Origin of the sequence: Rothia sp. P100, from assembly GCF_023712425.1 — a bacterium.
Taxonomy (GTDB): domain Bacteria; phylum Actinomycetota; class Actinomycetes; order Actinomycetales; family Micrococcaceae; genus Rothia; species Rothia endophytica.
In genome coordinates, this window is sequence record NZ_JAMAYG010000002.1 from 330839 (window position 1) to 344322 (window position 13484).

13 protein-coding genes are annotated in these 13484 nt (G+C 55.5%); 6 read left to right on the forward strand and 7 right to left on the reverse strand.

What is annotated here, in order from left to right; all coding sequences use genetic code 11:
• Positions 1 to 11: 11 nt before the first annotated feature.
• Positions 12 to 785, reverse strand: coding sequence for an ABC transporter permease (locus tag M3668_RS06295; RefSeq protein ID WP_251379973.1), 774 nt, complete (start codon positions 783 to 785; stop codon positions 12 to 14).
• Entirely contained in the window at positions 782 to 1807 is a 1026-nt protein-coding gene (locus M3668_RS06300; protein ID WP_251379974.1) for an ABC transporter ATP-binding protein, read from the reverse strand. Before M3668_RS06300 ends, M3668_RS06295 begins: the two co-directional genes overlap by 4 nt.
• A 180-nt stretch (positions 1808 to 1987) precedes the next feature.
• Between M3668_RS06300 and M3668_RS06305 the strand changes: the two genes are divergently transcribed.
• The 6 genes from M3668_RS06305 (at position 1988) to M3668_RS06330 (ending at position 7340) form a co-directional block, all read left to right on the forward strand.
• Complete coding sequence (locus tag M3668_RS06305; RefSeq protein WP_251379975.1) at positions 1988 to 2779, forward strand: helix-turn-helix transcriptional regulator; 792 nt, start codon at positions 1988 to 1990, stop codon at positions 2777 to 2779.
• Positions 2780 to 2884: 105 nt separating this feature from the next.
• The gene (gene sufB, locus M3668_RS06310) at positions 2885 to 4342 is read left to right on the forward strand and encodes a Fe-S cluster assembly protein SufB (protein ID WP_251379976.1); all 1458 of its coding nucleotides are present in this window, start codon (positions 2885 to 2887) and stop codon (positions 4340 to 4342) included.
• Positions 4343 to 5593, forward strand: coding sequence for a Fe-S cluster assembly protein SufD (sufD, locus tag M3668_RS06315; protein ID WP_251379977.1), 1251 nt, complete (start codon positions 4343 to 4345; stop codon positions 5591 to 5593).
• Between the two features lie 27 nt (positions 5594 to 5620).
• A complete protein-coding gene (sufC, locus tag M3668_RS06320) occupies positions 5621 to 6379 on the forward strand; it encodes a Fe-S cluster assembly ATPase SufC (RefSeq protein ID WP_251379978.1) in 759 nt (252 codons plus the stop codon).
• A 26-nt stretch (positions 6380 to 6405) separates the two neighbouring features.
• Positions 6406 to 6735 carry a metal-sulfur cluster assembly factor gene (locus M3668_RS06325; protein ID WP_251379979.1) on the forward strand — a complete coding sequence of 110 codons (330 nt, stop codon included), beginning with the start codon at positions 6406 to 6408 and terminating at the stop codon, positions 6733 to 6735.
• A 476-nt stretch (positions 6736 to 7211) separates the two neighbouring features.
• Positions 7212 to 7340, forward strand: coding sequence for an SUMF1/EgtB/PvdO family nonheme iron enzyme (locus M3668_RS06330; RefSeq protein WP_251379980.1), 129 nt, complete (start codon positions 7212 to 7214; stop codon positions 7338 to 7340).
• 218 nt (positions 7341 to 7558) lie between these two features.
• Here the strand turns inward: M3668_RS06330 and M3668_RS06335 are convergent, their stop codons facing one another.
• From M3668_RS06335 to M3668_RS06355, 5 genes are all read right to left on the reverse strand, one after another.
• Positions 7559 to 8164 (reverse strand): DJ-1/PfpI family protein, encoded by a 606-nt coding sequence (locus M3668_RS06335; RefSeq protein ID WP_251379981.1) that lies wholly within the window; start codon positions 8162 to 8164, stop codon positions 7559 to 7561.
• A gap of 13 nt (positions 8165 to 8177) precedes the next feature.
• Positions 8178 to 8936: an SDR family oxidoreductase gene (locus M3668_RS06340; protein ID WP_251379982.1), complete on the reverse strand. Its 759-nt coding sequence runs from the start codon at positions 8934 to 8936 to the stop codon at positions 8178 to 8180.
• A gap of 90 nt (positions 8937 to 9026) precedes the next feature.
• The gene (locus tag M3668_RS06345; protein WP_251379983.1) at positions 9027 to 9551 is read right to left on the reverse strand and encodes a mycothiol transferase; all 525 of its coding nucleotides are present in this window, start codon (positions 9549 to 9551) and stop codon (positions 9027 to 9029) included.
• A gap of 86 nt (positions 9552 to 9637) precedes the next feature.
• A complete protein-coding gene (locus M3668_RS06350) occupies positions 9638 to 11554 on the reverse strand; it encodes an ABC transporter ATP-binding protein (RefSeq protein ID WP_251379984.1) in 1917 nt (638 codons plus the stop codon).
• The gene (locus tag M3668_RS06355; protein WP_251379985.1) at positions 11551 to 13305 is read right to left on the reverse strand and encodes an ABC transporter ATP-binding protein; all 1755 of its coding nucleotides are present in this window, start codon (positions 13303 to 13305) and stop codon (positions 11551 to 11553) included. Before M3668_RS06355 ends, M3668_RS06350 begins: the two co-directional genes overlap by 4 nt.
• Positions 13306 to 13484 lie beyond the last annotated feature (179 nt).

Genomic DNA, 13484 nt, shown 5'->3' on the forward strand with positions numbered 1-13484 from the left:
CTTCACAGTTGTTAGGCGGACCATTTGAAGAAGCGAACGCACAGAGCGCTAAAGACTAGCGCGCTGAGCAGAAGAATGAGGTGGGGGATGAGAAAAAAATCTTGGTAAATGTAGTCCCCGCGGAGGGCGTTACCCAGAGCGGCTGATGGCAGTGCATCTACGAGCGGTGCAATGGCGGCAGGATATCGGTCGGTCGGCAGGAGGATGCCACCGAGTGCCGCCAGAAGAACCCATGCCATATTGACGATGGCCAGGGTGGCTTCAGCCCTTACTGTTCCGGCAATGAACAGCCCCAATGAGGTGAAGCAGGCTGCCCCTAACAAAAGCGTAGGTAAAGAGAGCAGGACTCCGGGCACAGTGGCTGTCCACCCCAAAAGCTGGCCCAGTGCTCCAATCACAAAATACTGAAGCGCCAGCATGGTCAACACCGCACAAACTTTGCCGAGAATCAGGCCGCTTTTGCCGAGGGGGGTGGTAGAGATGAACCGGAGGACGCCATAGCGCCGGTCAAAACCGGTGGCGATCCCCTGACCTGATAGGGCAGTTGAGAGGACGCACAAAGCGAGGACGCCGGGGACGGCTACGTCAATGCGGGAGATACCGTAACGCTCTGCCCAGGGGTCCAGGAAAGCAGTGTAATTGAGCGCCAAGAGGCCCATGATAGGGAAGGCGAGGTTGACCATGAGCTGCTCGCCGTTTTTGAGCATGGCGAGGGTCTCGTAGAGGCCTTGAGCCAGCACGCGGGTGACGGGTGAGGCGGCATTGTGAGTTCGGGTCTGTGTCATCGGATCTCGTTACCGGATAGTTCGAGGAAGATATCTTCAAGGGTGCGCGGTGCCAGCGTGAATTCAGTGGGGATTGCCCCGAGTTTCTGCCAGTAGTTGGTGAGAGCCACCAAATGGTGAGGCTTGATATCCCCGCTGATCTCGTAGCGGCCCGCTGCTTTTTCAAGCAGGACCAGGCCATCACTTTGGGCCTGGGGGAGGAAGTCCACCAACTGAAGACCTGTTCCACCGGTAAAGGTTAGGGTTTGTTGATTCTTCCCGCCGGCGGCAAGCACCTCTGCCATGCTCCCTGACAGAACCACCGTGCCTCGCTTAATCATAAAAACCCGGTCCGCAATTCTTTGGGCATCATCGAGCAGGTGGGTGGTAAGTACAATCGCAACCCCTGCGTCCCGTAGCTCACTGATGATATCAAAAACGACGGAACGCGACTGAGGATCAAGCCCCGCGGTGGGCTCATCGAGAAAAAGAAGTTCTGGTTGACCGATGATGGCAGCAGCAAGTGCTACTCGCTGTTTCTGGCCGCCTGAAAGCCGGCGTACCGTAGTTCCGTTGAAGGTGTCAATGCCCAGTCTCTTTACGAGGGCATCGAGATCAAGAGGCTGGGCGTACATGCGAGCGATGTGGCGCAGTAAGGGTACGGGGCGCATGTGCTGAGGTAGGCCGCCGTCCTGCAACATAATCCCAACGCGTGAGCGTAGTTCTGGCGACGCACCCCAAGGTGAGCTGCCGAGAAGTTCTACACTGCCACCATCGGGTTTGAGTAGACCCTGGGCGCAGGCTAGGGTGGTGGTTTTCCCAGCACCGTTGGCCCCCAGTAGAACAGTGACTTCGCCGCGGTTAATGGTGAGATTTACTCCGTCAACGGCTCTGTGCAAGCCATCTTCAGTAAGACGGTGCGGGTTTTTAGCGGCAAATTCTTTGGAGGGCTTGAACTCCTTCACCAGAGAATTAATCAGCAAGGCAGGGCCGGGCGCACTGGCGCGCGCAGAATTCTGATGAGATAGTACCGGGATAGTCACCAGACCATTCTAGTCTTTTCTGCTCGTCCTTGCTGTCAGATGACGGAGGGAAGGGGTATAGGTTTTAAACCCTCTTTCTCCAGGATAATTATGAGTAATTCATAAAATGTGACTGGAAAGACCTTAGAAATAGGTTCGCCTAACTAGACCGCACAGGGGGAATTAGGACATACTTTACTTGTGTATTCCGCAGATAAAGCTCGCAAGCCGACAGTAACAGCAGCGCGCCCTGCAGAAACAGAGGAAAGAACACGAGACCGTGTTCTACAAGGAGTTCTCACCCACGGCCCTGTTTCTGCAGCCAACCTGGGTGAACTCCTGAACCTGACCCCGGCAGCGGTCAGGCGGCACCTCGACGCTCTTGAAAAAGACCGCCTCATTGAGGTCGCCACCCACCGGCAGCCAGGTGCAGGTGCCGGACGTCCAGCTCGACGCTACGTCATTGCCCCCAGAGGGCACTCAGAGCTGGGCAACGACTACCTTGATATAGCCCGCTCAGCTCTCACTATGTTGCAAGAGGCGGTAGGGGACGACGCTCTTCGGTCCTTCGCCACTGCGCGGGCAGCAGAAATGGAAGCCCGCTACCGCCCCATCGTTGAGGCGGCTGGCTCAGAGATTGCCGACCGCGCCAGGGCTCTAGCGGAAGCCATGACCCGCGACGGATTCGTGGCCAGCGCTAATGTGATGAGCCCTCCAACCTCTGCGGCTGCCCGCCTCCCTGAGCACCTACTGGCCAGTATTCAGCTTTGCCAAGGGCACTGCCCTGTGCGGGATCTAGCTCAGGACTTCACAGTCTTCTGCGATCAGGAAACACAGATTATCGCTGATCTGTTAGGGGTGGATGTACGCAGACTATCCACCATGGCTCAGGGCGCCCACGTCTGCACCACCCACATCCCCCTGGGCAGGGTGGAGCTACCAGAACCAAGCATCCTACCAACACCAAAGACACAGGACCAGACGGGCACCTAAGCCAGCACCACAGACTTCCGCCCACTGGCCGGGTATACCGGCCGGAGGACGATAGACACCTTTCACGCATACCTCGTGAAAGCAAACCCACCAAGAAAGGCCGTAATGACTAATCAGGTTGAGCAGAACGCCAACAACACCGTCATTTCCGAAATTCTGGAGGCAAACCCCGAGCTCGAAGGCATCGGTACCTACGAGTACGGCTGGTTTGACTCCGATGAGGCAGGCCAGTCCGCGAAGCGCGGTCTGGATGAGGACGTCGTGCGCGACATCTCTGCCAAGAAGAGCGAGCCCCAGTGGATGCTGGACCTTCGCCTCAAGGCGCTGAAGTTCTTCGACCGCAAGCCCATGCCCACCTGGGGTGCTGACCTCTCGGGTATCGACTTCGATAACATCAAGTACTTCGTGCGTTCAACCGAGGGTCAGGCTAAGACATGGGATGACCTGCCCGAGGATATCCGCACTACCTACGAGAAGCTGGGTATTCCAGAAGCGGAACGCGAGCGCCTGGTCGCAGGTGTTGCTGCCCAGTACGAGTCTGAGGTTGTCTACCACCAGATCCGCGAAGACCTCGAAGCTCAGGGCGTGATCTTCCTAGACACCGACACCGCCCTTAAAGAGCACCCGGAGTTCTTCGAAGAGTACTTTGGCTCCGTGATTCCCGCCGGCGATAACAAGTTTGCTGCGCTGAACACCGCTGTATGGTCAGGTGGCTCCTTCGTTTACGTCCCCCCGGGCGTCCACGTTGATATTCCCTTGCAGGCTTACTTCCGCATTAATACCGAGAACATGGGCCAGTTTGAGCGTACCCTCATCATTGCTGATGAAGGCTCTTACGTTCACTACATTGAAGGCTGCACCGCCCCCATCTACTCATCGGACTCCCTGCACTCAGCAGTTGTTGAAATCGTAGTCAAGAAGAACGCCCGCGTTCGCTACACCACGATCCAGAACTGGTCCAACAACGTCTACAACCTGGTCACCAAGCGCACCATCGTGCACGAAGGTGGCACCATGGAATGGGTCGATGGGAACATCGGCTCTAAGGTTACCCAGAAGTACCCCGCTGTCTACATGGTCGGTGAGCACGCTAAGGGCGAGACCCTCTCCATCGCTTTCGCAGGTGAAGGTCAGCACCAGGACACCGGCTCAAAGATGGTTCACATTGCCCCGAACACCTCCTCGACCATTGTGTCTAAGTCGGTGGCACGTAACGGTGGACGCAGCGCCTACCGCGGTCTGGTCCAGGTGCGCGAAGGCGCCCACCACGCCAAGAGCTCAGTCGTTTGTGACGCCCTGTTGGTAGACACCATCTCGCGCTCAGATACCTACCCCTATGTAGATATCCGTGAAGACGATGTCACCATGGGTCACGAGGCAACCGTTTCACGCGTGTCAGAAGAGCAGCTCTTCTACCTTCAGCAGCGCGGTCTGCCTGAGGACGAGGCGATGGCTATGATTGTGCGCGGTTTTGTGGAGCCCATCGCGCGTGAACTGCCCATGGAATACGCACTTGAACTGAACCGCCTGATTGAACTCCAGATGGAAGGATCCGTAGGCTAAATGATGGCTAACGAAGAAAACCAGGGGCACAACAACCCCGCGATTCCCGGTATGGATGTTGAAGGCGAGAAGCTCGCTTCAGAGCTCACCGCTGATGACACCATCCGCGTCTCAAAGCACAACACCGACAAGGCTGAGATTGACGGCTCACGCGCTGAGCGCAAGACCTCATACAAGGTTGAAGATTTCGCGCCGCTGACCGGCCGTGAAGAAGATTGGCGCTTTACCCCGATTAAGCGTCTTGCTGGTTTGCACACTGACGCTCTGACCGGAACCGCCCCCGTCATCGAGGTTGAAGCCCCCGCCGGTGTAACCGTGGAAACTGTTGGTCGTGAGGATTCACGTATCGGCTCAGCCGGTATTCCCGAGGATCGTGTAGCAGCTAACGCGTGGAGCAACTTCTCCGAGGCTACCGTCATTACGGTACCTGCTGAAGCTGAGCTTGAAGGTCACATTGAGGTTGCTATCAAGGGCACCGAAATGGCACCAGCTGCCCAGCACATCCTGGTAGAAACCAAGCCTTTCTCGAAGGCTGTGGTCGTACTGCGCCACACCGGTTCAGCCGTGGTGTCCCAGAATGTTGAATTCAAGGTAGGTGACTCATCATCGCTGACCGTCATCACCCTGCAGCAGTGGGAGGATGACGCCGTCCATGCGTCCGCTCAATACGCTGCTTTGGGCCGTGATGCCAAGTTCAAGCACGTGAACATCTCTCTGGGCGGCAAGACCGTGCGCGTCACCCCCTCCACACGTTTCAGCGCGCCCGGTGCCGAAACTGAGATGTACGGCCTCTACTTCGTAGACGCCGGCCAGCACATTGAAAACCGTCTCTTTGTGGCGCACACCGTGCCCAACTGCAAGTCCCGCGTGACCTACAAGGGTGCTCTGCAGGGTCGAGGTGCCCACGCTGTATGGGTTGGCGATGTTCTGATTGGTAAGGAAGCTGAAGGCACCGACACCTACGAACTTAACCGCAACCTCATTCTTGAGGACGGCCCCCGTGCGGACTCCGTGCCCAACCTGGAAATCGAAACCGGCCTGATCGCTGGAGCCGGTCACGCTTCAACCACCGGGCAGCTTGATGAGGACCACCTGTGGTACCTGCAGGCACGCGGTATCCCAGCTGAAGAAGCTCGCCGCCTGGTGGTCCGCGGTTTCCTCAACGAAATCATCCAGCAGATTCGCATCGATTCGCTCGAAGAGCAGCTCATGGACGCTCTTGAAGCCGAACTCTCCATCAGCAACAACTAAACTTTTACCCTCTCTAGGAGAACCAACATGGCAACCCTTGAAATCAAGGACCTGCACGTATCCGTCATCCTCGATGATGAAAACACCAAGCCCATCCTCAAGGGCGTGAACCTTACCATCAACTCCGGTGAAATTCACGCCGTTATGGGCCCCAACGGCTCCGGCAAATCAACGCTTGCTGCGACCATCGCCGGTCACCCCAAGTACCAGGTAGACTCCGGTGAAATCCTGCTGGACGGCGTAGACGTCACCGAAATGTCAGTAGACGAGCGTGCCCGCGCCGGCCTCTTCCTGGCCATGCAGTACCCCGTGGAAATCCCCGGCGTCACCATGTCTAACTTCCTGCGTTCAGCAAAGACCGCTGTGGCCGGCGAAGCCCCCGCACTGCGCACCTGGACCAAGGACGTTAAGGGCGCTATGGAAAACCTTTCCATTGATCCCGCCTTCATCGCCCGCAATGTTAACGAAGGTTTCTCTGGCGGCGAGAAGAAGCGCCACGAAATCCTGCAGCTTGAACTGCTCAAGCCCAAGTTCGGCATCCTCGATGAGACTGACTCCGGTCTGGACGTTGACGCGCTCAAGGTTGTTTCTGAAGGCGTGAACCGCGCTCATCAGGCTAACGACATGGGTGTTATGCTGATTACCCACTACACCCGCATTCTGCGCTACATCAAGCCTGACTTCGTGCACGTTTTCGTTGACGGCAAGATGGTTGAGCAGGGTGGCCCCGAGCTCGCTGACCGCCTTGAAGAAGAAGGCTACGAGCGTTACATCGGCAAGAAGTAACCACTGCTTTTAGGAAGGGACCGCTCATGAGTGAAACCCCAGCTGGTCGCCCCAGCCAAGAAGAAATCGAGGACGCCCTCAGTAACGTCATCGACCCCGAACTCGGTGTGAACATCGTTGATCTGGGCCTGCTCTACGGCATGCGCTGGAACGATGAGGGCGCACTGGTGCTCGATATGACCCTTACGACCGCCGCCTGCCCCCTGCAGGATGTCATCGAGGAACAGATTCAGCAGAATCTGGAAACCATGATTGATGAATGGCACGTCAACTGGGTGTGGATGCCCCCGTGGGGCCCCGAACGAATCACTGATGACGGCCGTGATCAGATGCGCGCCCTCGGGTTCAACATCTAAACCCACAATTCTAAATTAGCCCGGAACCGATAACACCAGTTCCGGGCTAATTTTTTGTTGAAAAATTAAATAACGATTATTTGAAACCTATCCCTAAAATTAATGGAACTTTAAAAATTTGAACAGTTTTACAATTCTCAATTAAATTCTATTTCTGGTTGAGGTTTTATAGGGGCTGTATGCGCAGAGTCTGCACTAGTGGTCATAAGGAATAATGGTATTAGGAGTGTAGATTTCACCTACAATATAGGTGAATTTATTGGCCGCGAATGCACGCTAACTGAGCCAATAAAACACTATGACTAGGAATCTAACGAAAGATCAATATATCCCCCTTAAAGCAGGGATAGACCCTGATTGTTCACTTTTAAAGGTGCTCTGCTCTCTCAAGTAGCGCAGCTACCCCCACCATGGTGGTCATCCCAGCGGGTTCTTAACTGGCTGGATTAACGGCTGAAGAACACGATGAATGGAACGTGCCTGAAGCGCGCCGTGACTTTGAAACCCCTCAGCGCCAAGTCACCATTGACCAGCAGTTTGCGATGTCCCAGACCGTAGTGACCGTGAACCGGTTCCAGGCCTGTGTGGATCATACCGGATACTAGGTGCGCGGTGGCGCCTGGAACTACCCAACCCTAGAATCTGCGTCTGGACTACCGCAGTGCTTACTACTCTTCAGATACTGTGACCAATATGTTCGGCTTCCGCGTACTGAGTGAGCTGAACTAAAACTAAGCGAAGGTTAACCTTAAGTATTGAGAGCGACTCTTCTGGTGTCTAGCCTGCTTTGTTTGCAGGCTAAAACCAGGAGGGTCGCTTTTCTTTACGGCGTGATTGCGAAGGGGTCGTGTGAGGGATCTGGTGCTACGGTGAGTTCTGCTCGATCCAGTATTTCTTGCAATACCACGTGACCTTCGAAGTGACCGATGAGAGCCGCTGTCATGTCGATACCGGCTGAAATTCCAGAGGATGTCCAGCGGCTACGGTCCTGTACCCATCTGGCTGAAGGCTGCCACGAAACGTCAGGACCAAAACCTGTGACCCAGTGGTAGGCCCGTTTGTTGGTGGTTGCTCTGTACCCCGAGAGCAGGCCGGCCTGTGCTAGCAAAGCTGCGCCGGTGCAGACCGAAACAACTGTGGCGCTATTTTTGCCAAGAAGGTGTAGCCGCTCAATAAAATCTTGATCATTCACCAGGGCACGGGTTCCTTTACCTCCAGGTACGAGGAGCAGATCGGCGCTCTCTAGGTCTGCCAACGAACGAGGGGCTATGACCTCAATACCTTGAGAACTGCTTACTTTTCCGGGGGAGGGTGCATAGAACTCAAGGTGGTAATGAGGTACAAACTGCAACAGCTCAACCGGCCCAAAAACGTCCAGAAGCTCAAAGCCATCGAAGAGGATAACTGCGATTTCCTTTTCATCTGACATATCAGCGCCACTGCTAACCAGCATTAAAGCCCCCGTTTGTTTGCAGCAGTTGGCCATTGACCCAAGACCCCTTTTCTGAGCAAAGGAAGCCCACAAGATGAGCGACGTCCTCGGTTGTGCCCAATCTTCCCGCTGGAGTCATCGCTGTCAACTGCTGCTCGAGCTCACCGGTCATCCAGCCCGTATTCACAGGGCCAGGGTTAAGCACATTGCACCTGAAACCCCGGCTACCGAGTTCAACGCCACTAGCAATCACCAAGCGGTCCAGCGCTCCCTTGGACGCGCCGTAGGGTAGATTATGGGCAGTATGGTCACTGGTCAGGGCAATAACAGACTTGATGCATTCGGGGTCGGGATTGGAGAGCTCGGCATATCTTTTGATCATCAGCCACGGCGCCCTAGCATTGACCGCAAAATGCTGGTCCCAGGCCTCCAGGCTGGTGGTGAGGACGTCACTATCGACCGATTCGCAGTGGGACATTACCATTGCCCTTACATCCCCGTCAGAAAATGCTCTATCGACCAATTCAGTAGCTGAGTGCGGCTCGGCTAAATCAACTTCCACACAGTGAATCGAACGGCCCAGTTGCTCGCCTATAGCCTTCAAAACGTCAAAGTCGGTGGGGGAGCGGTCGAGGCCCAACCGTTCATCGTAGGCTGACCAATAGCTGATGACTAGGTCATAGCCAGCACTCATCAGTTCTTGAGCGATTGCAAAACCGATACCCTTCTTTCTGCCAACTCCTGTGATAATCGCTAGTTTTTCTGACATCTTTTGTCTTTCTCTTGGCCTGGTCTCTTGAACGAGCTAAGTGATGGTGGGGCAAAATAAACCCGCGAGTCTATGAGCTATGAGCGGCGCTTAGTCGCCGGTTTCTCCGTCGATATTTTCTCGCAGAAGGTCGGCGTGCCCCAGATGACGGCCCCATTCCTCGATGAGATGTAGAGCCACCCAGCGGTAGGAAAAGTGGTTGCCTTCCCCGGTGGCTCTCTTACTCACGTCATCCCAGTCAGTACCCTGTAGCAACTTGCGGGTCTTATTCGTGCTGAGTTTCAATTCTTCGATGATAGTTTCGATGGAAAGAGTGCTGTGCCAGTCAGCATCCGGATCAGCGTCCCAGTCGGTAGATGCCCAGGACTCCATTTCCGGGTTGCCCAGCAGGATGTAGTCCCGCCAGTAGTCTTCAACGAACCAGAGGTGGGCGGCCATACCTTTCAGCGTCATGCTGCTGGGTGGCAAGGCGCGGCTGAGAGCATCCTCGGCCAACCAGCTTCCGTCAGATGCTTGAAGTTTGCGCAAGAAAACGTCCTGCTGGAAGGCGATGTAGCCCAGCACGACCTCTTTTTCGTTGCCCGCAAGCGGCGGATCAACTAAGGGTGTCTTCATGAGCCCAGCATAACAAGTCTGGACATAGTAGAAGCGGCACCAGGTACGTTGTACTCAGTGCCGCTTCTAAGATTTCCGCGAATGCTCTACTGTGCGAACTGGCTGGTGTAGAGCTCTGCATAGAACCCGCCGCGTTCTAACAGCTCAGCGTGAGAGCCGGACTCGACGATATCCCCGTCCTTCATCGCGAAGATAACATCAGCATCACGAATGGTAGAAAGACGGTGGGCAATCACAAAGGAAGTTTTGCCGTGGGCCAGCTGACCTAGCGAGCGCTGGATCAGCAACTCGGTGCGAGTATCCACCGAGCTGGTGGCCTCATCCAAAATGAGCAGGGGCTTATCAGCAATCATGGCGCGGGCAATGGTGACCAGCTGCTTCTGCCCGGCAGATAAGGCAGTTGAATCAGTGAGTACCGTGTCGTAACCATCGTGTAACTGGCTTACCAGCTCGTCCAGGCCCACGGACTTCATCACAGCATCCAAGCGCTCTGGGGAAACCTCACCGGTTCCATAGAGCACGTTTTCGCGCAAGGTGCCTTCAAACATCCAGGTATCCTGAAGCACCATAGCGAAGATGCCATCCACCTGCTCTCGGGTCATCGAAGAAACGGGTACCCCGTCGATGCGAATCTCACCTGAGTCCACCTCATAGAAGCGCATCAAAAGATTCACCAGGGTCGTTTTACCGGCACCGGTTGGCCCCACAATGGCAACTTTCTGCCCTGGCTCAACGGAGGCGGTAAAACCGTGAATGATTTCCTTACCCGGCTCATAGCTGAACTTCACATTCTCAAAGTCAACAGCGCCGCGGACATCCGGATCGAGAATTAGTGCCTTATGTGATTCGTCGGCTAATTCCTCAGCCTCCAAGAAGTCAAAGACACGACCGCCAGCAGCAGCCGCAGACTGCAAACTGGTCGCCGACTGCGCTAGCTGACCGAGGGGATTGGTGAACAGACGGACGTAGACAATGAAAGCAACAATCACACCGAAGGTAATGGTGTTGTTAAGAACCAGCATTGCACCGACCACACAGACCACCACGTAGCCGAGGTTGCCGATGAAGCTCATCAGCGGGAACATGAGACCCGAGAAGAACATGGACTTCCATGCCACCGCGTAGAGCTGTCCGTTGCGTGATGCGAACTCCTGGCGCACCCCGCGCTCGCCGTTATAGGCGCGGATGATGCTGTGCCCCGAGAGGCTTTCTTCAATATGGCCGTTGAGGCGCCCTAACAACTGCTGTTGCGCCACAAAGTACTTCTGGCTCTTGCTGAGCACAAAGCCGGAAGCCGCGATACCCAGCAGAGAAGCCAGGATAGCAGCCAGCGCCATACGCCAGTCAGTCACAAACATCATGACCGTTGAGCCCACCAGAGTAACTACACCGGTAATGGTGGTGGCCAGTGAGTTGTTGAGAGTCTGTTGCAGGGTATCAACGTCGTTGGTGACGCGAGAGAGCGTGTCACCGGTTGATCCCTGATCGAGGTAGGAAAGGGGGAGCGCATCGATTTTGCGGTCTAGATCAGAGCGCATGTTCTGAGAGACCCACACGGTAGAGCGCGCCATAATGACGCCTTCCACCAAGCTGAGGAGTAGCGAGCAGACTAAAAGAGCGATGGAAATCCACATGAGCCGGCTTACGGCTGCCATATCGATATCGCCCATGAAGCCCTGCTGGATTTCATCGGTGATGTCGGCAAGGAACTGAGGAGCGATGATATTGAGGATTACCCCAATGATTGCCGCGATAATCGCAAGAACCATGGCCGGCAAAACTGGACGCAGGTAGGCAAGGAGCTTGCCGATGGTTTGTTTGAAGGGAGCGTTAGGGGCTGATACGGCAGGGGCACCAGGTGGCCCGCCGTGCCCACCGCGCATCATTCCCTTATCGCTGGTTAGCTGGCTATCGCGTAGCTGTCCCGCCGCGGACATGCCCCGAGCGGCAGTTTCTAGATCTTGCTCAGAAAAGGACTGAGCTGCTGGTGTTTGCTGGGTCATGATGCGAGTTCCTCATCAGAGAGCTGGGAGCGGGCGATATCCTGATAGACCTCGTTGGTAGCCATAAGGGTCTCATGGGTGCCATTGCCTACGATCCGCCCCTTATCCAATACTAAGATCCGGTCAGCATCGCGCACGGTACCAATGCGCTGGGCTACCACCAGCACTGTGGCACCGGCTGCTGCTGTCTTGAGGGCTTGGCGGATATCTCGCTCGGTTTTGTAGTCCAGTGCTGAGAAAGAGTCATCAAAGATGAGGATTTCTCCCCCACGTGCAAGAGCCCGTGCCATGGAGATGCGCTGTTTCTGACCGCCCGAGAAGTTCTTACCGTTTTGGGCCACCACCGAGGCGTAACCGTCTTCTTTGCCGCCCACAAATTCAGCCACTGCTGCTGCGGTAGCTGCACTGACCACGTCCTGGGTGCTCATGGCCCGCCCGTTCTCGCCCAGCGCGATGTTGGAGGCGATAGAGCCAGAGAAAAGTGTGTTTTTCTGGGGGACGTAGGCAATGCGGTTGCGCAGTTCTTCGAGATTCCACTCGCGCACGTCCACGCCGTCCACCAGAACTGCACCCTCACGAACATCGTAGAAGCGGGGAATGAGGTTCACCACTGAAGACTTGCCAGAACCTGTTGAACCAATGAGAGCGACGGTTTCGCCGGGGGAGGCCATGAAGCTGAGCTCGTGGAGAGCGTCCCCATCAGCACTTGGGTATCGGAAGCTCACGTTACGGAACTCCACCGTGCCAGCGGTGGCGCTGCCCGAGGTGACTGAACCACTGGTAATAGAGGGCTCGATGCGCAGAACCTCCCTAATACGGCGCCAGGCAACGAGCGCCCTTGGCCCCATGATGAAGACGACGGTCATCATCATGAAACTGGTGACCACTAGCAGGGCATAGGTTGAGAAAACCACCAACTGCCCAAAGAGGGTGATGCGCTGGTTAACATCGGGAGTGTCATTGATGAGCACAGCGCCCAGCACATAGATGGAAAGAGAAAGACCAGTCATAATCGCGGTCAGCATGGGCATGATAAAGGCCATGGTGGTGTTGACGAACAGAGTGGTGTTGCGCAGGTCCATGTTGACTGCTTCAAACCGCTTCCGGTGGAAGCTCTGGGTCAGGTAGGCACGGATGACGCGCAGACCCGTCAGGTGATCGCGGGTGACCCGGTTGAGCCCATCGGTAATTTTCTGCATGCGCATCATGCGGGGGATAGCCAGTGCCATGGCGATGCCCAAGACCAGCAGAGTGAGGCCAACAGCCACGGCGGTGGGAATGGTCCAGGTGACCGATTCACTAGCGATTTTTGAGCTTGCCCAGACCGCCATAATCGGAGCTTTCACGCTCATTTGCAGACCCATGACGATGAACATCTGAACCTGAGTAACATCATTGGTGGAGCGAGTAATGAGGCTGTCAGTGCCAATGCAGTTGACCTCTGCCGAGGACATATCAAAAGTCTTATCAAAAACACCGGCACGCATGCGGCGGGCTACGGTAGTTCCAAACAAGGCTGTGCAGAAACCCGTAATAATGGCCGCCACCATAGACCCCGCTGCGGCAGCCAGCATGAGCCAGCCGTGCTCCATGACATCAGCCAGTTGGCTGCCCGGGGTAGAGATGGTGACGGTAATGTGTTCCATATACTCAGGAACCCGCAGGTCAAGATAAACCTGGGCAACAATCATCAGCACAGCGAGTAGCGCGAGCGTCCACTCCCGCCGATGAATAAAATGATGAAATTTCATGGTGTCCGTTTCAACAGGTAGATACTGAGTGCTCTTGACCCGCCCTTGAATGCTGCGAGAGACAGCTAAGTATTTTTAAATCTCTTCTATTATTCCTGCAAAAGATGACCTTGGGCAGGTATCTTTCACTTCTGCACTGTTCTCTCTGCCACGTTGTGGCATTAGGAGGGATAAGAGAA

Excerpts from the sequence above, each read along its gene's own strand:
- M3668_RS06335 (WP_251379981.1), bottom strand. The coding sequence starts at position 8,164 with ATGTCAGATGAAAAGGAAATCGCAGTTATCCTCTTCGATGGCTTTGAG.
- sufB (WP_251379976.1), top strand. The coding sequence starts at position 2,885 with ATGACTAATCAGGTTGAGCAGAACGCCAACAACACCGTCATTTCCGAA.
- M3668_RS06350 (WP_251379984.1), bottom strand. The coding sequence starts at position 11,554 with ATGACCCAGCAAACACCAGCAGCTCAGTCCTTTTCTGAGCAAGATCTA.
- M3668_RS06355 (WP_251379985.1), bottom strand. The coding sequence starts at position 13,305 with ATGAAATTTCATCATTTTATTCATCGGCGGGAGTGGACGCTCGCGCTA.
- sufC (WP_251379978.1), top strand. The coding sequence starts at position 5,621 with ATGGCAACCCTTGAAATCAAGGACCTGCACGTATCCGTCATCCTCGAT.
- M3668_RS06325 (WP_251379979.1), top strand. The coding sequence starts at position 6,406 with ATGAGTGAAACCCCAGCTGGTCGCCCCAGCCAAGAAGAAATCGAGGAC.
- M3668_RS06340 (WP_251379982.1), bottom strand. The coding sequence starts at position 8,936 with ATGTCAGAAAAACTAGCGATTATCACAGGAGTTGGCAGAAAGAAGGGT.
- M3668_RS06345 (WP_251379983.1), bottom strand. The coding sequence starts at position 9,551 with ATGAAGACACCCTTAGTTGATCCGCCGCTTGCGGGCAACGAAAAAGAG.
- M3668_RS06295 (WP_251379973.1), bottom strand. The coding sequence starts at position 785 with ATGACACAGACCCGAACTCACAATGCCGCCTCACCCGTCACCCGCGTG.
- sufD (WP_251379977.1), top strand. The coding sequence starts at position 4,343 with ATGATGGCTAACGAAGAAAACCAGGGGCACAACAACCCCGCGATTCCC.